We start from the raw sequence: 25,680 nt of genomic DNA, 5'->3' as shown, positions 1-25,680 counted from the left end.
GGGGCGCGCGCATCCGGTCGCTGGGGATGAGCGGGAGGAGCGGCGGATCAGGCCTCGCCCTGGTTGCCGGTGGCGCCCGGCGCCGGCTCCAGCGCCTCGTTGATGAGCGACGCGACCAGCATCTTCCAGTCGGACCCCTCGTGCAGCGTCTCGACGTGCCCGGGCGGAATGGCGCCGAACACCGGCTCGTGCTCCTCGCCCTCCCTGGCGACCCGCACCAGCACGCCCAGCTCGGCGTGGGACTCGTCCAGCACCACCCAGCGGCCGGGGGCCTGCTTCTCGACGTGGAAGATGCGGCTGCGATACGGGAATCGCACACTGGACATTTCGAGTTCGCTGGCGGACATAGCGTGCCCCTCTCGTCGGATGCTCGTTAGGCAGCATCCAACGCCCGCTCGGCCCTCTGCGCAACCATTTTCCTGCCGTGGACCTAGGTTGGACCCATGAGCGACTCCGTGCACAACCTCGACGACGCCATCGCCTCCATCGCCGAGCACTGGCAACCGCACCGCCTGACGAGCGTCAACGACTACGACGTGAAGGTCGTGAAGCTGCTCGGCGAGTTCGTCTGGCACACGCATCCGGAGACCGACGAGCTGTTCCTGGTGCTGTCCGGGCGGCTCACCATCCAGCTGCGCGACGGGGATGTGCACCTCGGCCCGAACGACGTGTTCGTTGTGCCGCGCGGGGTCGAGCACTGCCCGCTCGCCGAGGAGGAGGTGCGGGCCGTGCTGTTCGAGCCGAAGGGCACGGTCAACACCGGGGATGTGGGCGGCGAGCGGACGAGCCAGCTGCGCGAACTGTCGGACGCGTAGACGCCGGATGCGCGAACTGCCGGACGCGCAGACGCCGGATGCGCAGCCCGGGCCGCGCCGCGGCTAGAGGCCGCCGGTCACCCGGATGGTCGTGCCGGTCGCGTAGGACGCATCCGGCGACAGCAGCCAGGCCACGGCGCCTGCGATCTCTTCCGGCTGCCCGCCGCGACCGAGCGGGACCGTCGGCGCCACGATGTCCGGACGGTCGGGCTCGGGATGGAAGTCGGTCCAGATCGTGCCGGGGGCGACGCCGTTGACGCGGATGCCGAGCGCGGCGACCTCCTTCGAGAGGCCGACGGTGACCGCATCCACTGCCGCCTTCGCCGCCGCGTAGTGCACGTAGCGGCCGGGGCTGCCGAGGTAGGCGGACGCAGAGGAGATGTTGACGATGGCGCCGCCGCTCGCGCCGGGAGCGCTCATCGCGCGCACAGCGTGCTTCGCGCAGATCAGTACGCCCACCAGGTCGACATCGATGTCGCGGCGCACGGCCGCGATGTCCGCGTCGGCGAGCGGCCCGAACGCGCTGGCCGACCCCGCGTTGTTGACCAGTCCCGTCACCGTGCCCAGTTCGGACGCCGCCGCGAACACAGCCTCGACCTGGGCTTCGTCGGTGGTGTCGACGGCGCAGATGATCGCGCGCCTGCCCGCTGCGCGCACATCGGCGGCTACCGCTTCCGCGGATTCCACGTCTGAGCGATAGCAGACGACGATGTCGTGACCGTCCGCGGCGAGACGGCGGCTGATCGCCGCCCCGATGCCGCGGCCTGCACCTGTGACGATGGTGAGAGGCATGACCTCAGACTATGGCGTCCAGGTTCTTCAGCAGCTGCGCCGGATCCTCGAACACCGCGAACGCCCCGGCGTCGGTCAGCTCGCGCTCGCCGACACCGCCGCTCAGCACCCCGACCGAGCGCAGGTGCGCCCGCGCCGCCGCCTTCAGATCCCAGACGGAGTCGCCGACCATGATCGCGTCGGACGAGGTCGCGCCCGCCCGTTCGAGCGCCACGTTCAGGATGCCGGGGTCCGGCTTGGCCGTCTCGACGTCGTCGGCGGAGGTGGTGGCGTGGATCGCATCCGGAGCGTCGATGGCGTCGAGCAGCAGGTCGAGCTCGTCGTCCGGCGCCGAGGTGGCCAGCACCACGGCGATGCCGCGGGACGCGATGGCGCGCAGCAGCTCGGGCACCTGGTCGAAGGCGCGCAGCCGCGGCGCGAGCTCGCGGTAGTAGCGGGAGTGCAGGTCGGAGGCTCTGCTCATCCACTCCTCGTCGTGGTCGCCGGCGACCGCGCGCAGCAGCCGGTCGGAGTCCTGGCCGATCGCACGGTGGATGCGCCACGCGTCGGTCGGGGAGCCCAGCTCGGCGAGCGCGCGCTGCCAGGCGTCGACGTGCAGGAAGTTGGAGTCGACGAGCGTTCCGTCGACGTCGAAGAGCACAGCGGTGACCGTCATGCTTCCTGTCTACTCGCTGAGCGCGGGGAGGCAAGGGGCGTGCGCTCTAGGCGGCCAGCCGCTCCCTGGCGGTGCGCAGCCGTTTCGACAGCCCGGGAACGGCGTCGGTGGGCAGCGCGTCGAGGTCGAACCACTCGACGGCGTCGCTCTCGTCGCTGGCGCTGGGGACCGCATCCCGTGGCGCCTCCGCCGCGAACAGCAGGTCGAGGTGGATGTCGCAGCCGCCGAACCGTTCGCCCAGCTGCTGCGCCTGCAGGTCGATGGCGTCGGTGGACAGCATCCGGAACGACTCGAGCCCGCTCTCCTCCGTCACCTCGCGCGCAGCCGCCGCGGCCATGTCGTCATCGCCCGGTTCGAGGTGCCCGCCGAACTGCACCCAGAACCGCCCTTTGCGGTGGAACGCGAGCAGCACCCGCGTCCGCTCGGGATCGAACACGACGCAGCTCGCCGTGACGTGCGCCGGGCCGCCCTTGAACAGCAGCTCCTCGCCCCCGTGGATGCGTTCGGCCACCGACGCGAACAGCGTCCGCTCCGGCCGCCCGAACCACTGCGGCGCTGTCGTGAAGAACTCGCTGGCGGTCTCGCGGTCCACGGTCCTCCTCGGTGGCGGCGGGTCTCGGTTCCTTCGAGGGTAGCGCTCCGAGCACGCGGCGGATAGCGCTCTGCGCGCCCGGCGGACACAGCTCCGCCGCCCAAAGCGGCGGGGGTTTGAAAGCCACGGGGCGGCGGAGTGCGGCGTTCGGACGACGCCTCCGAGCACAGTACGCACCCCGCCCATCCCCACCACCGGGTTGACTCCACCCCGAGATGCCAGTAACTGTCGCGAAACGCCCGGGATGCGCCACAGTTACTGGCATCTCGCCAGCGACGCCGGCCCTACACCGCGGCGAGGCTGGGGACGGCGGCGACCGTGCGGGTGCGCGCGGAGTCGTACGCGCCCAGGATGATGCCGAGCACCTCGATGCCCTCCTTCTGCGTGTGGATGGGGCGGGTGCCGTCGAGGATGCTGCGCGCGAAGTGCCCGAGCTCCTCGCCGAACTGGTCGACGGGCTCCAGGTCGAGGACCACCGGCTCGCTGCCGCGCAGGCGGTAGCTGAGGGTGGTGCCGTCGCTGGTCAGGCTGCCGAGCGAGCCGACCGCCGAGAAGCGCTCCGTGCTGTCGGCGGCGTCATACGCCCAGCTGGTCACGACCGTGCCGATCACGCCGTTGTCGAACCGCACCACCACCGTGGCCGAGTCCTCGCCCTCCATGAAGGTGAGGCGGTGGGTGGCGAGCATCGCCGTCACCTCCACCGGGGAGCCGCCCGCGAGGTGCAGCAGCAGGTAGCTGGGGTGGTATCCGGTGTCGATCAGTTCGCCGCCGCCGCTCGTGGCCGCGTTGGCACGCCAGCCCATCGTGGACGGGTCGAAGTCGTTGTAGAAGCTGTCGGTCGTGCGCACCTCGTAGACGGTGCCGAGCCTGCCGGACTCGATCAGCTCCTTCGCCGCCGCCACCGCGGGCAGGAACAGCTGGTTGTGGGCGCACATCAGCGTCACTCCCGCCTCGTCGACGGCCGCGGAGACCTCGCGGGCCTCCTCCGGCGTGAGGCAGAGCGGCTTCTCGCACAGGATGTGCTTGCCCGCGCGGGCGGCCGCGACGATCGCGTCCTTGTGCAGATGGTGCGGCAGGCAGATGTCGACGGCGTCGATGTCGGCCTCGGCGAGCATGTCGCGGTAGTCGGCGTAGATGACGGCGCCGGTGTCGCCTGCGCGAGCCTCGGCGGAGGCGCGCACGGGGTCGGCGACCGCGGCGAACGTGATCGTGTCCGGGTTGAGGGCGTACCCGGCGACGTGGGCGCCGGCGATGCCGCCCGCCCCGATCAGGCCGATGCGGACGGTGGATGCGTTGCTGGAAGTCATGAGTGTCTTTCTGGTGGGTGAAGCGAAGGAGAAAGGGGTCGCTGGACTGCCCGGCGACCAGTGGATGCGCGAAGCGTGAGTGCCCGGAACGTGAGCGCGCGACGCGCCAGCGCCCGAAGCGCCGACGAAGGAACAGGCCCGGCTACACGACCGCGCGCGCAGCCGCGACCGGCACCGCAACGCCGCTCGCCGCCGACGCGTTCGCCGCGACGACCATCCTGGTGAGCGCCAGCGCGTGGTCCAGGTTCGCGTCGGCCGTCGTGCCGGAGTGGACGCGGTCGACCCATTCCGCGAACGCGCCGTCGAGCGCATCCGGGATCAGCAGCTCGCGCCACTCGTCGCCGTGCTCGCCGCCGCCGACCAGCAGCGTCGGGCCGCCGAAGCCGTAGACGGCCACGCCTTCCGTGCCGCGCAGTTCGATCGTGAACTGGCCGGGTGCAGAGGCGACGCTCGCCTCGAAAACGCCGAGCGCTCCGCCGGGGAACTCCGCCGTCACGACCGCGTTGTCCTCCACCGGATGCCCGGTGACCGACCCGTAGACCGCGCTGACCGCGAGCGGTTCCGCCCGGTGGAACAGCCGCGTCAGGTAGGCGGGGTGGCAGCCGAGGTCGGTCAGCGCGCCGCCGATCGCCTCCTCCGGGTTGCCGAACCGGTCGGGCAGCCAGCCGGCCACCCAGCCGTCGTGGGCGAGACGCACGCGCGAGTACGTCAGCGTGCCGAGCTCGCCGGAGTCGATGAGCTGCCGGAACGCCTGCGTGTACCCGTCGTAGAGGCGGGGCAGCGAGACGACGAGCGCCACACCGGCGGACGCCGCCGCGGCGACGATGTCTTCCGCCTCGTCGGCGGTGGGCGCGAGCACCTTCTCGGTGAAGACGTGCTTGCCCGCAGCGATGGATCGCAGGATCACGTCGTGGTGCTGGTCGGTGGAGGTGGTGATGGTCACCGCATCCAGAGTGTCGCGGGCGAGCAGCTCGTCGAGGTCGGGGACGAACTCCACCCCGAAGGCTTCCGCTGCGGCGCGGCCGCGTTCTTCGTCGTCGTCCCAGACGGCGACGAGTCTGGTGTCCGGATGCTGTTGCGCGGCTTTCGCGTAGTCTCCGGCATGCACATGCCAGAAGCCGATCGCGGCGACGGTGAGGGGTTGGGGCATTGCAGTAGGCCTCCCTGCCTGTATTCGTTGCGCGCGAACGCGTCCAGCCTAGCCAGTTCCGCCCGGCGGTCGTCAACTTTTGCCGCACACTGGGCGAAAGTCGCGCGGGGGTCGCGGCGCGCCGCGTTCGTTCACGGAGCGTTCAGACTGCGGTGGTGGGATGGGCGTGTGAAGACGCGAATCGCGGAATACCCGCGGCCGGACCACTTCCTCGTGCACATCAGCGACACTCACCTCCTGGCGGGAGGTGAGAAGCTTTACGGCTCCGTCGACAGCGCGCACCACCTCCGCAGCCTCCTGGCCGACCTCGAAGCGTCCGGCGGCAGGCCGGAGGCCATCGTGTTCACGGGCGACATCGCCGACAGGGGACAACCGGATGCGTACGCGGAGGTCCGCGCGATCGTCGACCCGGTCGCGGAGCGCCTCGGCGCCCGCGTGGTCTGGGTGATGGGCAACCACGACGAGCGCGACGCGTTCCGCTTCGGGCTGCGCGACGAGCTCCCCGCCGCCGAGCCGATCGACGACGTGTTCTGGTTCGGCGGCCTCCGGGTGATCGCCCTCGACTCGAGCGTGCCCGGCCACCACTACGGCGAAGTCACGGATGCGCAGCTCGACTGGCTCGCCGCCGAGCTCGCATCGCCCGCACCGGAGGGCACGATCCTGGCCATGCATCACCCGCCGGTCCCGAGCGTGCTCGACCTGGCCGTGTCCGTCGAGCTGCGCGATCAGTCCGGCCTTGCCGAGGTGCTCGACGGCAGCGACGTCCGCAGCATCCTGGCCGGTCACCTGCACTACTCGTCGATGGCGACCTTCGCGGGCATCCCGGTCTCCGTCGCGTCGGCCAGCTGCTACACGCAAGACCTCAACGTGCCGGTCGGAGGTACCCGCGGCCGTGACGGCTTCCGCGCCTTCAACCTCGTGCACGTGTACCCGACGACGGTGCTGCACTCCGTGGTGCCGCTCGGCGCCTCCCCGGCGCTCGACTACATCGACCCGGACGAGAGCGCCCGCCGCCTCGCCGCCGACGGCATCCGCATCCCGCCCCGGCGAGTGGATGCGGGCGGCAGGCACGACCCGTCGCCCACCACCCCGATCCAGGTCATGGCGTGACGGACGTCATGGCGTGACGGACGCCGCCCCTGTGCTCTCGCGCGGCAGCAGCAGGTGCGGAGCGACGATCTCCTGAGCAGGCAGGGTGGGGTCGTCGATCCTGGCGGCGATGCGTGCGATCGCCTGTTCGGCGATGAACGGCGTGTCCAGTGACACGGTGCTGAGGGATGGGCGCGCGTACCGGCCCTCCTCGATGTCGTCGATGCCGATGATGGCGACGTCGTCCGGCACCTGCAGACCGGCGTCGAACACGGCGCGGGCCGCGCCCATCGCGAGCAGGTCGGAGTAGCAGAAGATCGCATCCGGGCGAGGGGACTCGGCGAGCAGCGACGACGCCGCGGCGTATCCGTCGGCGCGGCTGTAATGGTCGGCCGCCCGGATGAGCGACGGCTCCGGGCCGAGGCCGGCGCGTTCGAGGGCCGTGGTGTATCCCTCCGTGCGCTGCAGCGGGGTGGTGTAGTGCTCCTTCGGCTGCGCGCCGATGGCGGCGATTCGGGTGCGTCCGATGGCGATCAGGTGGTCGGTCGCGTCTGCTGCGGCCTGCACGTTGTCGATGGCGACGTGGTCGAACCGGCCGTCGAAGGTGTGCTCGCCCAGGAGCACGAGCGGCATGGTCTGGGATTCGGTGACGCCGCTGAGCTCGGCTTCCGTGGCGAGCGGGGCGAAGAGCATCCCGTCGAAGAGCATGTTGCGGTCTGTTCCGCGGAGAAGGTCCTGCTCGCGCTCGTGGTCGTGGCCGGTCTGGTCGATCATCACCTGATAGCCGACCTCGGCCGCCGCGGTGATGACGTCGCGCGCGAGCTCGCTGAAGTACGGCACGTCGATCTCGGGGACGACCAGGGCGAGCAGGCCGGTGCGGCCGGTGCGCAGGGTGCGGGCGACGGGGTTGGGCCGGTAGCCGAGCTCGTCGATGGCCTGTTCGACGCGTGCGCGCATCTTCGAGCTCACGTGCTCGTATCCACTCACCACGTTGGAGACGGTGCGCACGGACACGTTCGCGTGCTCTGCCACATCCCGGAGCGTTGCCGCCATGCTCTCTCCTCTCGACCAACCGACGTTTGCAACGATAGCAAACATCGGGTACGGTTTTGCATACGTTGGCAAACGACCGCACGAAGGAGTGTCATGAAGCTCACAACCCCGCGACGGCGGAAGGCCGCGATCACGCGGATCGTCGCCATCGGAGCAGCCGGTCTCATCGCCGTCGGCCTGTCCGGCTGCGGGCCGGAGATCGGCTCGGCCGACCCCACGACATCGAGCACGGTGCTGAAAGCGCCGACCGAGAAGTCCCCGAAGGGCGAGATCACCATCTGGGATCGCTCCGGCGACCTGTTCAAGGTCTTCGACGCGGCCATCGCCGACTTCAACAAGGTCTACCCGGACATCACGGTCAAGCACGAGGCCGTCGACATCGACGCCAAACTGCAGAACACCCTCATCACCGGCACCGACGTGCCGGACGGCGTCTTCCTCGACGACGCGAAGGTCGGCGGCTACGCCGAGTACCTCTGGAACCTCAAGGATGTGCTCGCCCCCTACACCAAGGACATCGCGCAGCAGAAGGTCGACGTCAACACGGTCAAGGGCGGCATCTACGGCGTCCCGTTCGACCTCGATCCCGGGCTGCTGTTCTACAACGCGAAGGCCGTGGCCGCCGCCGGGATCGACCCGGACTCGATCAAGACCTACGACGACCTCCTCGCCGCCGCCAAGAAGTACCAGGCGTACAAGCCGGGGTCCAAGCCCATCCACCTGGAGCAGAGCGCCTTCCTCGGACAGCTGCAGCTCGAGATGTACGCCAGCCAGCTGGGCACGAGCCTGGCGGACGCCGACGGGAAGCTGCGGCTCGACTCCCCGGAGTACAAGCAGATCCTCGGCTGGCTCGACGAGGTGCAGAAGCAGGGCGTCGGCACCCGCGCCGAATACCTCAGCCCGAGTGACATCGGAGCGCTCGATTCCGGTGACGAGGTCTTCTACCCGTGGTCGATCTGGTTCGACTTCGCGCCGCAGCAGCAGCTCACGGCCACGAAGGGCGACTGGCGCGCGATGCCGCTCCCGGCGTGGAAGGACGGCGGCGCACGCAGCGGCGCGATGGGCGGATCGTCGTTCGTGCTCCCGAAGGAGGGCAAGAACTCGCAGCTGGCCTGGCTCTTCTACAAGTTCCTGATGTACGACGAGGCCGGATACACCGCGGTCTACGGCCCGAACGACGTCTACCCTGGCGGGCTGAACACGTCCATCCCCGCGTACCAGCCCGCCGCGAACCCGGACAAGCCGCTGTTCAAGCCGATCGAGGCGATGGGCAACCAGGATCTCTGGTCGACCGCGATCGAAGCAGGCAAGGAGATCCCCGGCGGCGCACCGCTGCCGACCTGGTGGGCCGGAGCTGTCGACTACCTGGGCAACGACATCCAGAAGATGCTGGACGGCTCGCTCACGCCCGATCAGGTCATCGAACAGTCCTCGAAGGACATCCAGACCAACCTGATCGACCGCCAGTAGTGCTGCCAGGCCGACCCGACCGCCGAACCGAGGAACACCCGTGACCACAACGACCGCCGCGCAGACCGCGCCCCCCTCTCCGCCCCGCGCGGCGAGGGGGAGCAGGGGATACGCGTTCCGCAGAGCGTTCGCGCCCTACCTGTTCGTGCTGCCGTTCGTCGCGATCTTCCTCGCGTTCAGCATCTATCCGCTCGTGTTCACGTTGCGACTGAGCTTCACGAACTGGCACGGAGCGGGAGCGGCGGAATGGGTCGGCCTCGGCAACTACGCCTACCTCCTCGGCAGCAGCGCCTTCTGGTCGTCGCTGGCGAACTCCGGCATCCTCTGGCTGCTGATCGTGCCCATCCAGATCGTGCTGTGCGTCGTGGTGGCCGTGCTGCTGGACAACGCGAAGCTGCGGCTGCGCGGCTTCTACCGGGTGGCGTTCATCGTCCCGTTCGTGACCCCGCTCGTCGCGGTCGCGCAGATCTGGATCGTGCTCTTCGACCAGAACTACGGGGCGGTCAACGGGGTGCTCAACCTCATCGGGCTCCCGGACGTCGGCTGGCTGGTGACCAGCCAGTGGGCCAAGCCGACGCTGGCGCTGCTCTTCCTCTGGAAGACCAGCGGGTTCATCATCATCATCCTGCTCTCCGGCCTGCAGTCGATCGACGCGAACATCTACGAGGCCGCGTCGATCGACGGGGCCGGCCGGGTGCGGCAGGTCTGGAGCATCACGGTCCCGCTGCTGCGGCGCACGATCATGTTCGCCGTCGTGCTGCAGACGCTCGCCGTGTTCCAGATGTTCGCCGAGCCGTTCGTGGTCACCAGGGGAGGGCCGTACGGGTCCACCACCACGGCGGGACTGTTCCTCTACAACCACATCACGCGCGCCGACCTCGGCACGGGCGCGGCCAACTCGTTCCTGCTCGTCATCGTCGTCATGGCGCTGTCGCTCGGGTTCGTGAGACTCCTGCGGGCGAAGGACTGAACCGTGACCACCACAGCAGAGACCCGCATCCATCGCCGGCCGCTCATCGGGTCGAACGTGTTCCTGATGATCCTCACCGTCGCGTTCCTCGCGCCGGTGGTCTGGGCCGTCCTCTCGGCGTTCAAGCCGGCGGGAGACATCATCCGCGACCCGTTGGGCTTCGACCCGACCACGTTCACGCTCGACAACTTCCGCGGGATGTTCCAGGACGTTCCGATCGCATCCGGATTCGTGAACACCGGCATCGTGCTGGTGTTCAAGGGCGCGATCACCCTGTTCTGCGCCCCGCTGGCCGGGTACGCGTTCGCCAAGTACGACTTCCGGGGCAAGAACCTCATCTTCGGGACCGTGCTGCTCACGCTGATGCTGCCGACCATCGTGCTCATCATCCCGCTGCTGCTGGAGATGAAGGAGCTCGGCTGGGTCAACACCTACCAGGCGCTGATCCTCCCCGGCTCCGTCGACGCCTTCGCCATCTTCTGGATGCGCCAGGTCATCTCCGCCGTGCCGGACGAGCTGCTCGACGCGGCCAGGGTCGACGGCTGCGGTGAGTTCGGCATCTTCTGGCGGATCGTCGTCCCGGTCATCCGGCCGGGTCTGGCCGGCCTCGCCGTGCTCACCATCATGAACATCTACAACGACTTCGTCTGGCCGGTCGTGGTCGCGAGCTCCAGCAAGATGGCCACGCTGCAAGTGGTGCTGTCCACCCTCGCCCAGAACATCTCCGGCAACAAGGTGGGCGCAGACTACGCGACGGTCACGGGGGAGCTGCTGGCCGCCAGCTCCGTCGCCCTCATCCCCCTGCTCATCCTGTTCATCATGCTGCAGAAGCACTTCATCAACGGCATCCTCGCCGGCAGCGTCAAAGGCTGACCTCATGCGCGCCGAACGAACGAAAGGCATCACATCCATGTCCGTCCCGAAGCCCGAGTATCCGCGGCCCGACTTCGACAGGTCAGAGCGCTGGCTCACCCTCAACGGCGATTGGGGGTTCGAGCCGGAGGGCGGGGAGCCCACCACGATCGTGGTGCCGTTCGCGTGGGAGACGGCGGCATCCGGTGTGCGCCGCACCTGGCTGGAACGCGCGGTGTACCGTCGCTCCGTCACCGTGCCGCCCGCGTGGGACGGCCGCCGGGTGATCCTGAGCTTCGGCGCCGTGCACCACGTGGCCAGAGTGCTGCTCGGCGGAGTGGTCGTCGGCGTCCACACCGGCGGATACACCTCGTTCGAGTTCGACGTGACCGAGCTCGTGACGCCGGGGGAGCCGGTCGAGCTGGTGGTGGAGGTGGATGCGCCGGCCGACAAGCGGGAGATCCCGCACGGCAAGCAGCGTTCCATCCCGCGCGACGACTACGACGGGGTCTCCTTCACGCCGACGTCCGGCATCTGGCAGTCGGTCTGGCTGGAGGCGCGCGGCCGCAGCTACGTGGAGTCCGCCGCGATTCGCGGTGACTCGCTCACCGGATTCGCCGTCTCCGGCCGGGTGGTCGGCGACGCTCCGGCCGGCGCTGCGGTCGTCGTGACCGTCGACGGCCGCGAGACGACCATCGCGGCCGACGCGGACGGCCGGTTCGACGGCACCGTGACTGTGGATGCGCCCCGGCTGTGGAGCCCGGCCGACCCGCACCTCTACGCCATCGAGTTCCGCGTGGGCGACGGGGAGGCCGCCGACCGCGTCGTGGCGACGGCTGGTCTGCGCAGCATCGAGGTGCGCGGCGAGCAGCTGTTCCTCAACGGCCGTCGGCTGTACCTCCGGGGCGTGCTCGATCAGGGCTACTGGCCGGACTCCGGCCTCACCGCCCCGGACGACGCCTCCCTGGTCCGGGATCTCGACCTGGCGGAGGAGCTGGGCTTCAACCTGGTGCGCAAGCACCTCAAGTTCGAGGAGCCGCGCTGGCTGCACGCGGCGGACCGGATGGGGATGCTGGTCTGGGCGGAGCCCGCCTGCCCCAGCCGGTTCACCCCGGACGCCGCATCCGCGTTCGAGGAGCAGCTCCCCGAGCTGGTGCGCCGCGACGGCAACCACCCGTCGATCGTCGTCTGGGGTCTCTACAACGAGGAGTGGGGGCTCGACTGGGACATCCCGGGCAGCCAGGAGCGTGCGGAGGCCGCCGTGCACGCGTACGACACGATGCGCGCCCTGGACGACTCGCGTCCCATCGTCGAGAACTCGGGCTGGGCGCACGTGCGCAGCGACCTGGTGGACTGGCACTACTACGACGAGGACCCTGCGGCGTGGGCGTCGAACGTCGCTGCCCTCGCCTCCGGAGAGAAGGAGTCGTTCGAGGTGAAGCTCGGTCCGGACTTCGTCGTCGACAAGTCCTTCTACGGCTCCGCAGACTTCCCGCGCACAGGTGTGCCCATCCTGAACAGCGAGTTCGGGGCGGGGTTCACCAGTCTGGAGCGGGCCTGGCACGTGCGCTGGCAGACGCAGGAGATCCGCCGCCACGACCGTTTCGCCGGCTACGTGTACACCGAGCTCACGGATGTGGAGCACGAGATGGCAGGACTGCTCGACGCCGACCGGCGCAGGAAGGACTGGGGAGGGCTGAACCCGGCGGACAGCAACGCCGAGACCGTCCTCGTCGTCGACATCGTGCCGCAGAGGGCCGGGGCGGACATCCCGATCCCCACGAGCCCGCTGGGCGTGGATGTGCGGGTCTCACATCACGGGGACGCCCCGGTCGACGGCATCCTGCACGCCGCCTGGTCGGCAGCCGGTTCGCCGCTGCCCGCCGCCGATGAAGCACCGGATGCGCGTGCGGACGTCTCCGCCGCACCGTTCGCGGTGACAGAGCCGGTCACCGTCACCGTGCCGCCGCCGCCCGGCGCTGCACGGCTGCACCTCTGGCTCGAGGCCGATGGCCGGTGCGTCGCGCGCACCTTCGTGGACGCGGCCGTCATCGAGCGACCGAACCGCCGCGGGGCCCGTCAGGGCTGAGCGGCGGCCGAACGGCGCGCGCCCTCCCTGCCAACGCGGGCGCGCGCCGTCCCCGGCCCGGCTACCCCTCCATGCGCTCCCACGGAGCGGGGAACGGGAAGTACCTCTCCAGGAACTCGGTCACGATCCTCGTGCGCTCTTCCACGCCGATCTCCGGTTTGGAGCCGTCGTTGAGGCAGAACATGTCCTGGTCGCGGCGCTTCAGCAGCCTGCGCATCTTCTCTTCGGCCTCGTGCAGGGTCGTCTCGATGTACTGGACGCGGGCCTGCGTCTGCACGACGGCCCGCCCGGTCATCAGCGAGTAGTAGTGGTAGAGCGAGTTGGTCACCGAGATGTCGGTGGCTGAGCGGAAGGGGCTCGCCGCCGTCCTGGCGAAGTCGTCGGGGAACTCGCGCTCCATCTCGTTGAGCACGCTGACCCTGAGCGGGGCTGCGCAGTGTTCGAGGTGCCGGGTGGTGACGGCGCCGAAGCGCTCCCAGAGCAGGCGGCGGTTGACGCGTGCCGCGTTCTCGAACCCGCTGCGCGCCGGGTCGCTCTCGCCGAGTCCGATCCGCGTTCCCGCCTCCACGAACTTGGTCACGCCGCCGGGCGAGAAGAAGATGTCCGGCGAGATCGGGCGCCCGATGAACATGTCGTCGTTCGAGTACAGGAAGTGCTCCGCGATGCCCGGGATGTGGTGCAACTGGCTCTCCACCGCGTGCGAGTTGTGCGTCGGCAGCGTCGACGTGTCGACGAAGAAGTCCTCACTGCGCATGATGTGCACGTTCGGGTGCGGGGCGAGCCAGGACGGCAGCGGGGAGTCGGTGGCGATGTAGATGTTGCGCACCCACGGCGCGAACATGTGCACGCTCCGCATCGCGTACTTCAGCTCGTCGATCTGGCGGTAGCGGGCCTCGTTGTCGTCGCCGTCGCCGACCACGTACGCCGCCTGCTGCGCAGCGCGCTTCCGCTGGAACTCCGCGCTCGACCCGTCCACCCAGGAGAACACGATGTCGATGTCGAAGGCGATGTCGCTCGCCAGCGGGTCGAACATGTGCTCCAGCGTGCGCCAGGTGCGCCCGTAGATGGTCACCGATTCCTCGATCGCCTCGTTGCGCGGGAGGCGCGTGCGCATCAGCGCGTTCGGCCGCGGGGCTTCGATGTCCTCGTCGCCGAACCGCCAGAACTCGAGCTGCATGGCGGTCTCGGCTCCGTAGCGGAGCCGTCCGATCGGTTCCAGCCGCGGGCGGAACAGCCGCAGGACGTGCGCCTTCCTTCTGGACAGCCTGCCGTCGGCGATCAGCGTGGGCGCGCCGTCCACGTCGACCGGGCTGGCGTAGAACGGCTCGTTGGCGAACGCGGTCGCGAGCGCCGCCGTGATCTCCTTGCGGCGTCGACGGTCGACGGCGATGACGCGCCTGTCGTCGTCGCCGCGCACCAGCAGGTGCTCGATGCCGGCCGCATCCAATGCATCTCGCACGGCCAGCAGGTCTTCGACCATCGATTCGCGCGGGGTGAACGGCCCGGAGACGAGGGTGAGCACGCCTTTGCGCAGCACGACGTCGTCGCGCCGCAGGGTCGGGTTGCTCGTGTGGGTGTCGCCCACGACGACGACGGGCTCAGGGTGGTCGGAGAGGGCGGGAGACGGGTGATCTGCCATATGGGCCCCACTCTATGTCGTCCGGAGCTAAGTTCCAGCCCCGTTGTCCAGCCGCGCTCGCAGGGTTACTGGAAGAAAGTATTCGGGTCAATCCCCCCGCCCCGAAAAGTTTCGACCGGTTTCATAGTGGAGAATACTTGCATGGGAAAACTGGTCTACGGCTCCGGGCAGGAGTACGACCTCGACGATCGCGTGTTGAGCCACGTCAAACTCGCCATCGTGGCGAAGCTTCGTCGGCACGAGAGCTTTCTCCTCAACTGGGACGTGCCTGTCGAGCAGGGCTCCGGCCGCGTCTCGATCTGGATCAGCCGTGAGGTGCCGCTGTCGTTCCAGTTCAGCGGCAGCCGCCCGCCCGCGATCAACACCCAGTGGCTCGAAGCGCTCATGCACACCTCGCAGCGCACCGGCGGCATGGTGGTCATGAGCGAGGACACGGTCGGGCAGCACCTCCCCGGCTGACCGCGGCACCGGCCCGCGCACGCACGCCCAATCACTCCCGCGCGGCCCTCACTGCTTTCTCCGCCTCCCGCAGCGCCGCCTGCGCCTGGGTGATCCTCCTCCGCAGCTCCCGCTCGGCCGCCCGCGACTCCGCGAGCTCGTCCTGGGTGCGTTCCAGCCGCCGGGCGAGCGCATCCCGTTCGGCTTCGAGGTCGGTGCGCCTGTCGACCTCCTCGTCCAGTTCGTCGTCGAGGGCGTCCGCATCGGTGCGCGCCCGTTCGAGCGCCTTCTCCGCCGTCCGGATGCGCCGCTCCCGTTCCCGGCGTTCGCTCGGCGTCTCCGTCGGCTCGGCGTGGGCGGGTGCGTTCGCTGCGGTGCGGGTCGCCTTCCGGGCCGTGTGGGCGACGGTCGCCGCCTCCACGTCCACCGGCAGCGCCACCGCGTCGGACACGTCGACCTGGTCCACCCCGGTCGACTCCAGCGACCGCACCAGCAGCCCGCTGCGCACCGCCGCGGCCGCCGCGGCGTCGATGACGGCGGCCTGCAGCGTGTCCTCCACCTCGCGCAGCACGGCGGGGCTTGCGGTGCCGGCGCTGCTCGTCGCCTTCTGCAGCAGCCGTTGCCGCTCGCCGGTGAGTTCGCGGATGGCGGTACGGTCGCGCTCGGCGAACGCTTCGCGCATCCGGTCGCCGACGTCGAGGATGGCGTCGACCACATCCGGATGCTCGCGCACCAGCGCGTTGACGGCGGCCGCGGCTGCCGACGGCTTGCGCAGCCCGCGGATGTCCGCGGCGAGCGGCTTGCCCGCCTTCCCTGCCGCCGCGTTGCGGGACGCGGTGAACTCGGCCGCGGGCAGCGCGTAGAGTTCGTCGGCCACCTCGCGCAGGTCCATGCCGTGAGTGTACGACGCGGGCGGGCGCTCGGTCAGTGGTTGCGGAGCGCGCTGATCAGTTCCTTCTTGGTCTTCTTCGAGTAGCCGCTGAGGCCGAGCTCTTTGGCGCGCTTCTTGAGGTCGGGCACCGTCCAGTCGTCGTACGACCCGGACTCTCCGCCTTTCTTGCCGACGGACGAGCGCCCGCGGGCCGCTGCGGCGTTCGAGATGCGCGCCGACTTCTCTTTCGAGTTGCCCTCCTTGCGGAGTTCTTCGTAGAGCTTCTGGTCTTTCAGTTCCGGTTCGTTGCGCCCAGGCATCGACCGCCCCTTCCGTCTGATCCGTTGTCGCCGCGCACGCTACCCCGCCACCGCCTCCCCGGCAATGGCCCTGCAACGGCGAAGGGCTCCGGATGCGGGTGCATCCGGAGCCCTTGGACGTTCGGTGGTTCTAGACGGAACGCCGACCGCTGATCATGCGAACCAGCCACACGATGATGGCGAACACCAGGAGGATGATTCCCACCCAGAGCAGCCAGTTGAGGGCCTGCACGAATCCGCCGGTGAACAGGAGCACGATCGCGACGATCGCGATCACGATGAGCAGAATGTTCATTTTCCGTTACCTGCTTTCTTTTGCGGTCGACCATAACGACGACCGGCGCCCACCGTAGACCTCGGAACGCAGCCTGTCGAGTGCCTCGGGCGAGATCGCCTAGCCGGCCGACCCTGACCCGCGCCCCGCCTGCAGTTCGAGCCCGGCCAGCAGCAGGTCGAGGCCGGCGCGGAACTGATCGCGGTCTTCGTGCACGGCGAACTCGTCGACGATGTAGTGGATGAACGGATACTCCGCCGGGTCGAGCGCGCGCCATTGCTCTGTCGCCTCGGCCAGGTACTGCCGCTGGTCGAGTTCGCCCGAGATGACGGCGTCCGGCAGTTCCTGGCCCATGTCGGCGGCGGTGCCGATCACGAAGCCGACGACGGCGGATGCCGCGTAGAAGCTCTGCCGCGCGGTGAGGCCGAGTCGCATGACCTGCTGGCCGATGCGCTCGTAGAGCATCAGCGAGTGGACCTGGCGCCCGGTGTCGCGCATGGCGTACGCGCCGAGCCAGGGGCGGTCGGCGATGGTGTCGAAGAGCGCGTGGGCGACGGCACGCAGTTCGGCGATCGGATCTGCTGAGGACACGTCGGCCACGTCTTCCAGCACGCCGGCGAGAACGGAGTCGGCCGCGAGGTCGAGGAGTTCGTCGCGTCCGGACACGTACCAGTACACGCTCGCCGGGCCGCCTCCGAGCCGGGAGGCGAGGGCGCGGATGGTGAGCCCCTGTGCGCCGGATTCGTCCAGGATCGCCACGGCTTCGGTGAGCACGGACTCGAGGGACAGCGAAGCGCGGGGACGCTGCGAAGCCGTGTGGCGCCGTGCGCGCGGCTCCGCGTCTCGCTGTGTGCTGCTCATGCCACCCATCCCATCACAGTCGACCTGCCCCTTGCAGTTTATCGAACACTGTTCTATTCTATCGAACGGCGTTCGAAACTCGAACACCGTTCGATACTGGAGTCGCTATGAGCACCGAATCCATCACCACATCCCGCAGCTACGTATCCATGAAGGCGGCCTGGATCCCCCTCGCCGCGCTCTGCCTCGCCTTCTTCGTCGAGATGGTCGACAACACCCTGCTGTCGGTCGCCCTCCCGACGATCGCCCGCAGCCTCGGAGGCGACACGACGTCGCTGCAGTGGATCACCGGGGCGTACTCGCTCACCTTTGGGGGCTTGCTGCTGACCGCCGGTTCGATCGCCGACCGCTTCGGGCGCCGCCGGGTGCTGCAGGTGGGCTTGGGGTTGTTCGGCCTGCTGAGCCTCGGGGTGCTGCTGGTCACGAGCACCGGTGAGCTCATCGCGCTGCGTGCGCTGCTCGGCGTCGCGGCGGCGATGATGGCGCCCATCACCAACTCCCTCGTGTTCCGGCTGTTCGACGACGAGAAGCTCCGGATGCGCGCGATCACGCTGATGATGGTGGTCGGCATGTCCGGCTTCGTCCTCGGGCCGCTCCTGGCGGGCACCGTGCTCGCGCACCTGTCCTGGCAGTGGCTGCTGCTCGTGAACGCGCCGATCGCTCTCATCGCCTGTCTCGGCGTGCACTTCGGCGTCGCGCCGGACACGGCAGACGGTCTCACGAAGGACAAGCTCGACGTGCCGGGGGCCGTCCTCAGCATCCTGACGATCGGCCTCGCCTGCTACACCCTCACCAGCGGAGTGCAGAACGGGTGGCTGTCGCCGGCCACGATCACGGTCGCGTTCGGTGCGGTCGCATCCCTCGTCCTGTTCATCGTGCGCGAGCGCCGGGCGGCAGCGCCGATGCTCGACCTGTCGCTGTTCCGCGGCGGCACCGTCCGGGGGGCGGCCATCGCCCAGATCGGCACCTCGCTCGCCATGTCCGGCGTCATGTTCGCTCTGGTGCTGCACTTCCAGTACGCATGGGGGTGGTCGCCTCTGGTCGCCGGACTGGCGAACCTGCCGATCATCCTGACGATGATCTTCGCGACACCGCTCACCGAATTGCTGGTGCGTCGCCTCGGCCACCGGATGGCCTGCTTCGTGGGTGCGCTGCTCCTGGCAGCGGGTCTCGGCATGATGGCGTGGAGCGTCCAGCAGAACTACGTGGCCGTCGCGCTCTCCATGATCGTGATGACGATCGGCCTCCGCACCGTGATGACCATCTGCGCGGTGGCCCTCGTCGGGGCGATGCCCGAGAACCGCACGTCGATGGGCGCTGCGATGAACGACGCAGCGCAGGAGGTCGGCACGAGCATCGGCACCGCGGTCGTCGGAACGCTCATCGCCGTGCTCGTCACCACCACTCTGCCGAGCGGTGCGTGGAGCCACCAGCTGGTCGCGTCGTACTTCGACGGCGAGCAGATCATCTTCGGCATCCTCGCGGTCGCCGTCGGCCTGATCGCGGGGATCGGCGCGCTCACGCTGACGAACGCGCGCACCGTCGACGAGCACGCCCCCGCCGACGCGGAGACGGCCGCCTGACGCAGGTCGCCTGGCGCCGTCTCCGGGTCGATGGGATCTAGGCGCGCGGGGCGCGGGACGCCTTCACCGCAGCGAAGTACTGCGAGGCGGGCTTCAGCCAGATCAGGATCGTGGCGACGATCGCCGCGATCACCTGCACGCCGCCGATGAAGTACAGGCCGCCGAGGTTCAGCAGCGAGATCACGGTGAGGACGGTCAGGACGATGCGCGCCCAGTTGCGGCCGCGGCGCATGAAGACCGCGAACAGCACAAAGACGAGCGCCCAGAAGATCAGGGTGACGACCGCCCAGACGATGCCGAACGTGATGGCGGCGTCCGTCAGGGTGTTCGGGTCGAGCTTCGTCCCGGTGGTCTGCGACTTCGCCAGGCTGTCGGTGATCTGCTGCAGGATCGTGTCGCGGTTGGCCGAGACGGAGATCGCCGTCACGATACCGCTGATCACGCTGAGCACCGCCGCCGCGATGTACAGCCAGAACGCGATGGTGATCTGCGACGGCGGCTCGGTCGGTGCGGCGGGAGCCGGTGCGGAAGGCGCGGCCGAATATGCCGGGAAGCCACCGGATGCGGCAGCGGACGGATACCCGGGAGCCTGGGTCGGCGGCGTCTGCTCGACGGGCGCGGCCGGCGGAACGGGGGAGGCGGGAGGTGCGGGCGGAACAGGCGGGACAGCCCCTCCGGCGTCCGGCGCAGGAGGAACATTTCCGCCGGTGGGCTGTTCCGGCGTGCTGTCGTCGTTGGGAATAGTCATGCCGCGACCCTACTGCCGGACAGACCGCCGTGACTACTCTCCCGGAAACCTACCGGCTGTGCTCCGTCTCCAGCAACGACAGAGATTGCGGTTCACGCGAGATCGCCGTGCAAGGCCGCCGAGGCGTTCTGCCCGCATTTGTGTCGTCAGCCGAAGGACCGCAACCCGGGAAACGACGGAGGCGTCCGGCGCTCAAGCGACAGTCGACCAATTCGCCGTGAAGAGAGCCCTAGACGGTGCGTCGTCGAGCGTTCCACATCGGACGCGGAGATGCTGCGCCGACAGCGCTTGCAACCTACGAATCGATTTCGCGATGAGTGAAGTTCTAATCGCAGCTGTAGCTAAGGCCCCAGCCGGTCGCCCACGAATTTGGATATCCGGATTTACGCGCCCAGTATTTTCGGGTTGCGAGAACCTGTTCCGTACCTGAGCGTGACCTTGTTTTGGGTTTTGAAGAACGGGTCCGATGAGCAGTCCATGAAATCGAGACGGTCCTAGTGCAAGCAAAGCCTTGGAGGTATCCCGGGCTGGAGCCGATTCGGTGAAGATCGTCGCACCGGCCGGAAGCGGCTGCTTGCGCTGGCGCAACGCACGCGATTCCAAGACCAATCCGCCACTCCTCCGGCTTCCGGCCTGTGGAATGACGAACTCGGTCACGCGCTCATTGACCGTGTCGTCCATCGCGAATCTGCCGCACATGCACGTGGTTGTAGAGCTTCCGTGGGCACCAGCCCACAGTCTGGCGCACTCCTACTTCGGAGCCGATCCGGCTCCCCGGCCCTCTCAACGATCAACACCCGCTCGCACTTCGAGGCGAGCGCACACCCGGCAAGAGGGCCGGTGCATAGGGAGAACTGAACAGTCCACCCATCGAACAAGCCGACCACGCACGGTCGGCCGGAAAGCAGGAATACCGTGGAACCGAACCAGCCCCTGAAGGGGACCATCACCCTGGCGTCCTTCATCGTCGCCGCCACCGTGGTTCATCGTGCCACTGTTCAATCCCGACGCGCAGGGCTATGCGTTGGCGCTGGTGCGCCTCGCACTGGCCGCCCTCCCCGGTGGCGGAGCGTCGTGAGGTAGCAGCTCGGCTCCGCATACGAACACCGCCGACCGTAGAGGGGACCTACCGCCGGCGGTGTCACCGCCACTCTGATGGGAGAGCGGCGTGCGTGCGCGAAGGCACCACACCTATGAGACGCACGGCAGCGGGGATCGTGACGCCGCTTCACCGCCGCGGCGGGATCTCCCGCCGCGGCCTCGGGCGGACGGCGACTTTCCACACCCAGCCCTCGTGCTGCTGACCGTCGCGACTGGTGAATCGGATCTGCACGGCGTGCTCGTTCCAGGCGATCACCTCGACGTCGGGCCGGACGACGGCCTCGTGGAAGCGTACGTACGCGATCGCCGGCGCCGGTGCGGGCGGGACGACCGCGACGTCGTGCTCGAGGTCGACCTCGGCCTCGGTGAGCCAGACCGGCCGGGGCCGGGTGAGGACCTGGTCGATCACCCGCTCCATGCCGTCTGCAGGGTACCTGCGGTTGTTTCCCACCGGTGACCTTCAGGAGTACGTGCGCAGGAGATCCCAGCCACCGTCAGCGTTGGGGCGAACGTCGAACATGCGCACGTCCCCGTCCGCGACGGAACAACCCTGGAACCGCCACCCCGCGAGCTTGCCGGCCGGATGCGTGAGCGCGTCATGCCACGCGGTCTTCTGCAGCGGGGTGGGCCGGTCGGTCACGACGTAGCGGGTGCCGCGCCAGACGAGCCGGATGGGTCTGCCCTTGTCGGTCCAGACTGAGACGATGTCGGTCGCGTGCGTCATGCTCATGGCAGCCTCCAAGGGGTCGGGGATGCTCCCATTGAACCATTAACTTTCGAACGTTTGTTCGAGTAAAATCGGCGTTCGTGAAGACGATCCAGGTGGCGCTGCAGCAGTGGCTGGTCGTCGACGACGTCGTGAAGCCGCGGTTTCTGATCTCGGTGGTTCCGGCGGTGCATAGGGAGACGGGGGAGACGCTGATGCGGTACCGGGTTGACCACTGGGTGCTGCAGCGTGAGCAGCGGTGGCAGCTCGGCTACTACGAGCTCCTGCAAGAGGCGATCGACGCGTGCGCGGAGAAGCTGGGGATGCCGGAGTTCCGAGCACCCATGACCGCACCAGACGGCACGATCGTCACCCCCGCTGAACAGCGAGCCCGGTGGCTTACTGGCACCGACCCGCGCAGCGGCCAACCCCGGACGACGTCGACCAGCTGATGGCCTACGCCCGCGCCGCCCTGCAGGACGCCGCACCGCCGGAGGATGCGGAGGCGACCGTACTCGAGCTGCGATCCCGCATCGACAAGATGCAGGGCGCGAAGCTGGGGGAGAAGCGAGTGCCGACGCATCCGGTAATCGCGAGCCTGCTCCCCGAAGGTTCCCTCTACGCCGGGTCCGTGTACCAGGTGCACGACTCGATGAGCCTGCTGCAGGCGATGCTCGCCGGGCCGTCGCTCGCCGGCGGATGGTGCGCCGTGGTCGGGATGCCGAACTTCGGCATCGAGGCGGCCGCGGCCGCCGGGATCGACCTCGACCGGTTACTGCTCGTCCCACATCCTGGGGAGCGGTGGTGGCCGGCGCTCTCAACGCTCGTGGAGACGGTCCCCGCAATCGCCGTGCGTCCACCAACGGTTCCCGCAGCGGGAGATCTCGCCCGACTGCAGGGGAACCCGACTGCAGGGGAAGATGCGCACCCATGACACCGTGCTCCTGGTCGACCGCGACTGGCCCGGAGCCCGCGCCGTCCTGACCGTCTCCGGGCGCCGTGTTGACGGCCTCGGCGCCGGATGGGGCCACGTGACCGGGCACGAGCTCGACATCACCGGGCGCGGCCGCGGCGGCACCCGCACCGGCATGCTCCGCCTCGTCGACGGGCAGCTCCAGACCGTGGAACGGGATGCCGGCGTGCTGCCGATCACCGCCACCCGCTAGCCCCGCCGAGCACGCCGCTCTGAGCGAGCTCGCATGCGCCGGGGGAGGCGGGCGGTGGTCGGCATAAGAGCCAGAGGCGGTGTCTTGATGCGCGCATCGGGACACCGCCTCTGGTGAATCGACCTAGCTGATCAACACACAGTTCAATGGCGCAGTGGAGTCCGGGAAGTTCGAGATGTAGAACCTGCAGGACAGATACACGGTGCGTCGGCTGTACGTCTGCGTTGCGCCGGACTGCGAAGTCGACGAGAACGTTCCGTTGTCAACCGTCACGTTTGCACCACCGAACTGGGTGTATGCCTGGTTTCCAGTGCTGGAGAGCAACGGACTTGAGTGCCAGGCTCCTTGATGACTGGTGGCGTTGTAGTAGGTCGTGTTCGCTGCCTCCGCTGCCATCGGTAGCTCGACAACCATCAGCAGAGCCCCGGCAGTGGCGCAGGCAGCGAGCACCGCACCACGCACTGCGCTCATGGATCGCCCCGCCCGCATCGTCGTCATTGCCCAGTCCCCGGCTTGGCCGGCGCCGGCAGCGCAGGCAGTTCCAGAGTGGATCCTCCGAACTTTTCCGCCGTCATGGATCGAGCATTCGCTCCCGCTGCGGACCGCTGAGCGGTGACGGGCTGTGCAGCACCCACAGCCTCACCGACAAGGAGTTGAGCCCCAACTTTCTGAAGCCCTGGAACGTCGGCGGTATATCCAGTTGGAAGGAAGTACAGACGCGTCGCCGAATCCGGGGTCGACACTTGCAGCGAGAGCCCCTGCTTCCAGACATCGTCAGCACCGTGGCATGTCATCGACGCGAGTTGATCTGCGCCCGGCATCAGCGAGATAAGACATGCCTCGCCATCATCGTTGGTCGCGAGCCAGAAGGCCGCCCCGTTGCGGTCGCCCAGGTGCCGCGCAGACGAGGGCACAACCCCAGGCAGAGCCTGCGCGCCGTCGGTGAGGAAGCCCGGAAGGGCATCGCTCGGGGACTGACTCGCTGAGAGTAGAGGCGACAGGGCCTTCGTCGCGACTGGGTCGGTCCCGCCCTCTGCAACAGCGGCTGGAGTCGACACCCCCGAAACTGCGAACGCTACGATCCCCACCGCCGCCGCTCCGGCGGCAATTGTTCCCCAGAGAGATGATTTCGTAATCACGATTGGTCCTTTCAAGTTCGCTAGTAGCCGAGCCGGCATTCGAGGTACACGGTCTGCCCGGCGGGCATGATCGGCAGGTACGTCTTGCAGCTCGAGTTGACCGTGCGGTAGCCGCCGAAGGTCTGCGTAACGTTGCCCGGGCCGTACGATTGGCCAACCCCTGCAGTGTCGATGTATGCGCCGGCGGCTCCTGAGTAGGCGTCCACATGACCGACGTTGTATTGGGCCCCGGTGTTGACCGGGTACCACGTGTTATTGCCGGACTTTTGACTCAGGGTGCGCCAATACCACCACGTTGTCGCATCAGCGGAGCTCGGGGAGGCGACCCCGATGGCTACGGCAGCCGCAACTGCCAGAAGGAATGCTGCCATTCGAAAGCGGGCTGTTGGAGCCCCACTTTGCGCAGCGGAAAGAGACCTCATCGTTTCCCCCAAATGATCGGTGTCTGAGAAGGCTCTCACACGCCGGACAGGGGCCGATATACAACTTTAGGGTCGGTATTCCCGGTTGGGCTTCTCGTAGCCCTTTCTCGCTTCCGGATCCCCCGCGCCACGTGCGGAACCAAGCGAGCTCCCCACGATCATGAGTGCGCTGACGACCCGACTAATGACTCGTCCGGTCGCACGCCACGCTCGAACGAGCGCCGACCTAGGCTGAATTTCTGTCACAAGACACCCCCAACTTGGATGTCGCCAGGGTAGACCCTTGCTCGCATCTGTTGCACCCGCGGCCGTCAGGTGGATGGTGTTAGGCACACGGCGACCATGCCTACCCAGACTTGGTTGGTGAACGACGCCTTGCCGCCGTGGTCGACGGTCGACTTCGAGGCAACCTTGTCGATCTCAGGTTGCGGGTCAGGTGAGCCGGATGCCGTGGCGATTCGCGACGGCGACCAGCTCCGGGTCGTCAACAGTGATCCGGCGCTCGTCGACAGGTACAACCAGCGTGCCTTCGAATATTGCCCAGCACTCGTAGTCCCCGAGCCTGGACATGTAGCGGATGCCACCATAGAGCGGCGTCCCTGCATCGTCGGTACGCGTGTAGAGCCAGTTCGCGATCGCGCGTGTGAGGCGACGGTTCGGGCCGCGCACGGTGGCGACGTCGAGGACGCTCACGCCGGCGCCGGTGAGAGCGGTGGGTGCGGCCTGGGTGAGGAAGGTGTGGGTGTCTGGGTCCTCGATGTCCACGAACGGAAGCGCGTCCCGGATGCTCAGCGTGCGCAGGATGCGGGAGGCACGCCAGCTGGCGTCAACACTCGGGCCATCCTGCTCCTCTAAGGACCCACCGGCGCGGGCAATGCGGGCGATGATCGACGCGCTGCGGCGGAACTGGGCCGTCGTCTCCGCGAAGGCCCCCTGGGCGTCGGTCGACGCGTAGAGGACGCCGCCGCCGAGGACGTCGAATCGGTTTCCGGCGTTCTCGGACGCGGCCAGCTCGGCGGTGATGTGAGAGAAGCGCAGCGGTGGTTCCGGACGCTCGACCCGCACCAGGCGGCCGGGAACGTCGACGAGAGCGGGACTAGCTGGCATTCGCGTAGGCGCGGGCAGCAGCCATCACGTCGCGCGATCGTCCCTCAGCAAGGACCTCCGCCGGGTTCTCGTCATTCAGCTGTGGGTTCATGCCCATAAACCAGGAGCGCACCACCGATGGTGCATCCCCACTGAGAAGGAGCTCGCAGATCTGCAGCGTGTCGATGACGCGTCGCTGCTCCTCGCCACGAGGAAGAGCCCCGCCCATCCACCGAGAGACGGTCTTGACGTCGCGATCCACGATGACGGCGACCAGACCCTTGCCCAGGGTCTCCACCAGTGATTTCACCGCCGGGGTGAAGTCGCTCTCGATCGCACGCACATGCGCCTCTTCACGACGTCGCCGACGCGGGGTCGGAGTCTCCAGAATCGCCATATCGTTCACCTCCACCACTTAGCGTACCCGCCTGCGGCGCGTTCATGTCTACGTTATGTCCATATTGTGAGCAAACGACGTCCTTTTACTTCCCG

At 68.4% G+C, this 25,680-nt stretch carries 30 protein-coding genes; 11 read left to right on the top strand and 19 right to left on the bottom strand.

Translation table 11 applies throughout. The annotated features are described in order from the left end of the window. Window positions 1-47: 47 nt before the first annotated feature. Window positions 48-347 (bottom strand): hypothetical protein, encoded by a 300-nt coding sequence (locus HF024_RS18965; RefSeq protein ID WP_085367332.1) that lies wholly within the window; start codon window positions 345-347, stop codon window positions 48-50. A 96-nt stretch (window positions 348-443) separates the two neighbouring features. Here HF024_RS18965 and HF024_RS18960 point away from each other — a divergent pair, with 96 nt between their 5' ends. Continuing rightward, on the top strand, window positions 444-815 hold the full coding sequence (locus tag HF024_RS18960) for a cupin domain-containing protein (protein WP_168690638.1): 372 nt from the start codon (window positions 444-446) through the stop codon (window positions 813-815). Between the two features lie 63 nt (window positions 816-878). Here the strand turns inward: HF024_RS18960 and HF024_RS18955 are convergent, their stop codons facing one another. From HF024_RS18955 to HF024_RS18935, 5 genes are all read right to left on the bottom strand, one after another. Beyond that, the gene (locus HF024_RS18955) at window positions 879-1,607 is read right to left on the bottom strand and encodes an SDR family oxidoreductase (protein WP_168690637.1); all 729 of its coding nucleotides are present in this window, start codon (window positions 1,605-1,607) and stop codon (window positions 879-881) included. Between the two features lie 4 nt (window positions 1,608-1,611). Then, entirely contained in the window at window positions 1,612-2,262 is a 651-nt protein-coding gene (locus tag HF024_RS18950) for an HAD family hydrolase (RefSeq protein WP_168690636.1), read from the bottom strand. 46 nt (window positions 2,263-2,308) lie between these two features. Beyond that, entirely contained in the window at window positions 2,309-2,854 is a 546-nt protein-coding gene (locus HF024_RS18945) for an NUDIX domain-containing protein (protein ID WP_210723990.1), read from the bottom strand. A gap of 284 nt (window positions 2,855-3,138) precedes the next feature. Then, a complete protein-coding gene (locus HF024_RS18940) occupies window positions 3,139-4,161 on the bottom strand; it encodes a Gfo/Idh/MocA family oxidoreductase (RefSeq protein WP_168690635.1) in 1,023 nt (340 codons plus the stop codon). A gap of 142 nt (window positions 4,162-4,303) precedes the next feature. Next, entirely contained in the window at window positions 4,304-5,311 is a 1,008-nt protein-coding gene (locus HF024_RS18935; RefSeq protein WP_168690634.1) for a Gfo/Idh/MocA family oxidoreductase, read from the bottom strand. 168 nt (window positions 5,312-5,479) lie between these two features. On the opposite strand from HF024_RS18935, the gene HF024_RS18930 reads away from it, so the two are divergent. After that, window positions 5,480-6,421, top strand: coding sequence for a phosphodiesterase (locus tag HF024_RS18930; RefSeq protein ID WP_085367325.1), 942 nt, complete (start codon window positions 5,480-5,482; stop codon window positions 6,419-6,421). Between the two features lie 6 nt (window positions 6,422-6,427). Here the strand turns inward: HF024_RS18930 and HF024_RS18925 are convergent, their stop codons facing one another. Then, complete coding sequence (locus HF024_RS18925) at window positions 6,428-7,453, bottom strand: LacI family DNA-binding transcriptional regulator (RefSeq protein WP_168690633.1); 1,026 nt, start codon at window positions 7,451-7,453, stop codon at window positions 6,428-6,430. 93 nt (window positions 7,454-7,546) lie between these two features. Between HF024_RS18925 and HF024_RS18920 the strand changes: the two genes are divergently transcribed. The 4 genes from HF024_RS18920 to HF024_RS18905 are packed head-to-tail and all read left to right on the top strand — an operon-like array spanning window position 7,547 to window position 12,834. After that, on the top strand, window positions 7,547-8,923 hold the full coding sequence (locus HF024_RS18920) for an extracellular solute-binding protein (RefSeq protein ID WP_168690632.1): 1,377 nt from the start codon (window positions 7,547-7,549) through the stop codon (window positions 8,921-8,923). 40 nt (window positions 8,924-8,963) lie between these two features. Further along, window positions 8,964-9,893, top strand: a complete 930-nt coding sequence (locus tag HF024_RS18915; RefSeq protein ID WP_168690631.1) for a sugar ABC transporter permease — start codon at window positions 8,964-8,966, stop codon at window positions 9,891-9,893. Between the two features lie 3 nt (window positions 9,894-9,896). After that, window positions 9,897-10,766, top strand: a complete 870-nt coding sequence (locus HF024_RS18910) for a carbohydrate ABC transporter permease (RefSeq protein WP_247597207.1) — start codon at window positions 9,897-9,899, stop codon at window positions 10,764-10,766. 37 nt (window positions 10,767-10,803) lie between these two features. Next, window positions 10,804-12,834: a glycoside hydrolase family 2 TIM barrel-domain containing protein gene (locus HF024_RS18905; protein ID WP_168690630.1), complete on the top strand. Its 2,031-nt coding sequence runs from the start codon at window positions 10,804-10,806 to the stop codon at window positions 12,832-12,834. A gap of 61 nt (window positions 12,835-12,895) precedes the next feature. Here the strand turns inward: HF024_RS18905 and HF024_RS18900 are convergent, their stop codons facing one another. Beyond that, window positions 12,896-14,473 (bottom strand): stealth family protein, encoded by a 1,578-nt coding sequence (locus HF024_RS18900; protein WP_168690629.1) that lies wholly within the window; start codon window positions 14,471-14,473, stop codon window positions 12,896-12,898. A gap of 141 nt (window positions 14,474-14,614) precedes the next feature. Between HF024_RS18900 and HF024_RS18895 the strand changes: the two genes are divergently transcribed. Continuing rightward, window positions 14,615-14,932 (top strand): hypothetical protein, encoded by a 318-nt coding sequence (locus HF024_RS18895; protein WP_085367319.1) that lies wholly within the window; start codon window positions 14,615-14,617, stop codon window positions 14,930-14,932. Between the two features lie 31 nt (window positions 14,933-14,963). On the opposite strand, the gene HF024_RS18890 is transcribed toward HF024_RS18895, so the two are convergent. From HF024_RS18890 to HF024_RS18875, 4 genes are all read right to left on the bottom strand, one after another. Further along, window positions 14,964-15,803 carry a hypothetical protein gene (locus HF024_RS18890; RefSeq protein WP_168690628.1) on the bottom strand — a complete coding sequence of 280 codons (840 nt, stop codon included), beginning with the start codon at window positions 15,801-15,803 and terminating at the stop codon, window positions 14,964-14,966. Window positions 15,804-15,835: 32 nt separating this feature from the next. Beyond that, window positions 15,836-16,102, bottom strand: a complete 267-nt coding sequence (locus HF024_RS18885) for a Rho termination factor N-terminal domain-containing protein (protein ID WP_168690627.1) — start codon at window positions 16,100-16,102, stop codon at window positions 15,836-15,838. Between the two features lie 130 nt (window positions 16,103-16,232). Next, window positions 16,233-16,397 carry a DUF4175 domain-containing protein gene (locus HF024_RS18880; RefSeq protein ID WP_143465476.1) on the bottom strand — a complete coding sequence of 55 codons (165 nt, stop codon included), beginning with the start codon at window positions 16,395-16,397 and terminating at the stop codon, window positions 16,233-16,235. A 99-nt stretch (window positions 16,398-16,496) separates the two neighbouring features. Next, entirely contained in the window at window positions 16,497-17,237 is a 741-nt protein-coding gene (locus tag HF024_RS18875; RefSeq protein WP_085367316.1) for a TetR/AcrR family transcriptional regulator C-terminal domain-containing protein, read from the bottom strand. 107 nt (window positions 17,238-17,344) lie between these two features. On the opposite strand from HF024_RS18875, the gene HF024_RS18870 reads away from it, so the two are divergent. Further along, on the top strand, window positions 17,345-18,820 hold the full coding sequence (locus tag HF024_RS18870) for an MFS transporter (protein WP_168690626.1): 1,476 nt from the start codon (window positions 17,345-17,347) through the stop codon (window positions 18,818-18,820). 37 nt (window positions 18,821-18,857) lie between these two features. Here HF024_RS18870 and HF024_RS19930 read toward each other — a convergent pair whose 3' ends face one another. The 3 genes from HF024_RS19930 to HF024_RS18855 form a co-directional block, all read right to left on the bottom strand. Beyond that, window positions 18,858-19,568: a hypothetical protein gene (locus HF024_RS19930; protein WP_247597206.1), complete on the bottom strand. Its 711-nt coding sequence runs from the start codon at window positions 19,566-19,568 to the stop codon at window positions 18,858-18,860. Between the two features lie 1,228 nt (window positions 19,569-20,796). Further along, window positions 20,797-21,120, bottom strand: a complete 324-nt coding sequence (locus tag HF024_RS18860) for a hypothetical protein (protein ID WP_168690625.1) — start codon at window positions 21,118-21,120, stop codon at window positions 20,797-20,799. A gap of 9 nt (window positions 21,121-21,129) precedes the next feature. Then, window positions 21,130-21,399: a hypothetical protein gene (locus HF024_RS18855; RefSeq protein WP_247597205.1), complete on the bottom strand. Its 270-nt coding sequence runs from the start codon at window positions 21,397-21,399 to the stop codon at window positions 21,130-21,132. A gap of 77 nt (window positions 21,400-21,476) precedes the next feature. On the opposite strand from HF024_RS18855, the gene HF024_RS18850 reads away from it, so the two are divergent. The 3 genes from HF024_RS18850 to HF024_RS18840 are packed head-to-tail and all read left to right on the top strand — an operon-like array spanning window position 21,477 to window position 22,541. Next, window positions 21,477-21,827, top strand: a complete 351-nt coding sequence (locus tag HF024_RS18850) for a hypothetical protein (RefSeq protein WP_168690624.1) — start codon at window positions 21,477-21,479, stop codon at window positions 21,825-21,827. Next, window positions 21,770-22,309, top strand: a complete 540-nt coding sequence (locus tag HF024_RS18845; protein ID WP_168690623.1) for a hypothetical protein — start codon at window positions 21,770-21,772, stop codon at window positions 22,307-22,309. The genes HF024_RS18850 and HF024_RS18845 overlap by 58 nt, the downstream gene beginning before the upstream one ends. Continuing rightward, window positions 22,296-22,541, top strand: a complete 246-nt coding sequence (locus HF024_RS18840; RefSeq protein WP_168690622.1) for a hypothetical protein — start codon at window positions 22,296-22,298, stop codon at window positions 22,539-22,541. Before HF024_RS18845 ends, HF024_RS18840 begins: the two co-directional genes overlap by 14 nt. A gap of 123 nt (window positions 22,542-22,664) precedes the next feature. Here the strand turns inward: HF024_RS18840 and HF024_RS18835 are convergent, their stop codons facing one another. From HF024_RS18835 to HF024_RS18820, 4 genes are all read right to left on the bottom strand, one after another. After that, entirely contained in the window at window positions 22,665-23,039 is a 375-nt protein-coding gene (locus HF024_RS18835) for a hypothetical protein (RefSeq protein WP_168690621.1), read from the bottom strand. Between the two features lie 661 nt (window positions 23,040-23,700). Continuing rightward, window positions 23,701-23,886, bottom strand: coding sequence for a hypothetical protein (locus HF024_RS18830; protein WP_168690620.1), 186 nt, complete (start codon window positions 23,884-23,886; stop codon window positions 23,701-23,703). A gap of 648 nt (window positions 23,887-24,534) precedes the next feature. After that, complete coding sequence (locus HF024_RS18825; protein WP_168690619.1) at window positions 24,535-25,209, bottom strand: RES domain-containing protein; 675 nt, start codon at window positions 25,207-25,209, stop codon at window positions 24,535-24,537. Further along, window positions 25,199-25,585 carry a hypothetical protein gene (locus HF024_RS18820; RefSeq protein ID WP_168690618.1) on the bottom strand — a complete coding sequence of 129 codons (387 nt, stop codon included), beginning with the start codon at window positions 25,583-25,585 and terminating at the stop codon, window positions 25,199-25,201. Before HF024_RS18820 ends, HF024_RS18825 begins: the two co-directional genes overlap by 11 nt. Between the last annotated feature and the right edge of the window lie 95 nt (window positions 25,586-25,680).

The organism is Leifsonia sp. PS1209 (genome assembly GCF_012317045.1).
Classification (GTDB): Bacteria; Actinomycetota; Actinomycetes; order Actinomycetales; family Microbacteriaceae; genus Leifsonia.
The sequence above is the reverse complement of the archived record's forward strand: the minus strand, read 5'-3'. Positions and strand labels throughout refer to the sequence as shown.

Excerpts from the sequence above, each read along its gene's own strand:
- HF024_RS18965 (WP_085367332.1), bottom strand. The coding sequence starts at position 347 with ATGTCCGCCAGCGAACTCGAAATGTCCAGTGTGCGATTCCCGTATCGC.
- HF024_RS18960 (WP_168690638.1), top strand. The coding sequence starts at position 444 with ATGAGCGACTCCGTGCACAACCTCGACGACGCCATCGCCTCCATCGCC.
- HF024_RS18955 (WP_168690637.1), bottom strand. The coding sequence starts at position 1,607 with ATGCCTCTCACCATCGTCACAGGTGCAGGCCGCGGCATCGGGGCGGCG.
- HF024_RS18950 (WP_168690636.1), bottom strand. The coding sequence starts at position 2,262 with ATGACGGTCACCGCTGTGCTCTTCGACGTCGACGGAACGCTCGTCGAC.
- HF024_RS18940 (WP_168690635.1), bottom strand. The coding sequence starts at position 4,161 with ATGACTTCCAGCAACGCATCCACCGTCCGCATCGGCCTGATCGGGGCG.
- HF024_RS18935 (WP_168690634.1), bottom strand. The coding sequence starts at position 5,311 with ATGCCCCAACCCCTCACCGTCGCCGCGATCGGCTTCTGGCATGTGCAT.
- HF024_RS18925 (WP_168690633.1), bottom strand. The coding sequence starts at position 7,453 with ATGGCGGCAACGCTCCGGGATGTGGCAGAGCACGCGAACGTGTCCGTG.
- HF024_RS18920 (WP_168690632.1), top strand. The coding sequence starts at position 7,547 with ATGAAGCTCACAACCCCGCGACGGCGGAAGGCCGCGATCACGCGGATC.
- HF024_RS18905 (WP_168690630.1), top strand. The coding sequence starts at position 10,804 with ATGTCCGTCCCGAAGCCCGAGTATCCGCGGCCCGACTTCGACAGGTCA.
- HF024_RS18900 (WP_168690629.1), bottom strand. The coding sequence starts at position 14,473 with ATGGCAGATCACCCGTCTCCCGCCCTCTCCGACCACCCTGAGCCCGTC.
- HF024_RS18895 (WP_085367319.1), top strand. The coding sequence starts at position 14,615 with ATGGGAAAACTGGTCTACGGCTCCGGGCAGGAGTACGACCTCGACGAT.
- HF024_RS18890 (WP_168690628.1), bottom strand. The coding sequence starts at position 15,803 with ATGGACCTGCGCGAGGTGGCCGACGAACTCTACGCGCTGCCCGCGGCC.
- HF024_RS18885 (WP_168690627.1), bottom strand. The coding sequence starts at position 16,102 with ATGCCTGGGCGCAACGAACCGGAACTGAAAGACCAGAAGCTCTACGAA.
- HF024_RS18880 (WP_143465476.1), bottom strand. The coding sequence starts at position 16,397 with ATGAACATTCTGCTCATCGTGATCGCGATCGTCGCGATCGTGCTCCTG.
- HF024_RS18875 (WP_085367316.1), bottom strand. The coding sequence starts at position 17,237 with ATGAGCAGCACACAGCGAGACGCGGAGCCGCGCGCACGGCGCCACACG.
- HF024_RS18870 (WP_168690626.1), top strand. The coding sequence starts at position 17,345 with ATGAGCACCGAATCCATCACCACATCCCGCAGCTACGTATCCATGAAG.
- HF024_RS19930 (WP_247597206.1), bottom strand. The coding sequence starts at position 19,568 with ATGACTATTCCCAACGACGACAGCACGCCGGAACAGCCCACCGGCGGA.
- HF024_RS18855 (WP_247597205.1), bottom strand. The coding sequence starts at position 21,399 with ATGAGCATGACGCACGCGACCGACATCGTCTCAGTCTGGACCGACAAG.
- HF024_RS18840 (WP_168690622.1), top strand. The coding sequence starts at position 22,296 with ATGCGCACCCATGACACCGTGCTCCTGGTCGACCGCGACTGGCCCGGA.
- HF024_RS18835 (WP_168690621.1), bottom strand. The coding sequence starts at position 23,039 with ATGACGACGATGCGGGCGGGGCGATCCATGAGCGCAGTGCGTGGTGCG.
- HF024_RS18825 (WP_168690619.1), bottom strand. The coding sequence starts at position 25,209 with ATGCCAGCTAGTCCCGCTCTCGTCGACGTTCCCGGCCGCCTGGTGCGG.
- HF024_RS18820 (WP_168690618.1), bottom strand. The coding sequence starts at position 25,585 with ATGGCGATTCTGGAGACTCCGACCCCGCGTCGGCGACGTCGTGAAGAG.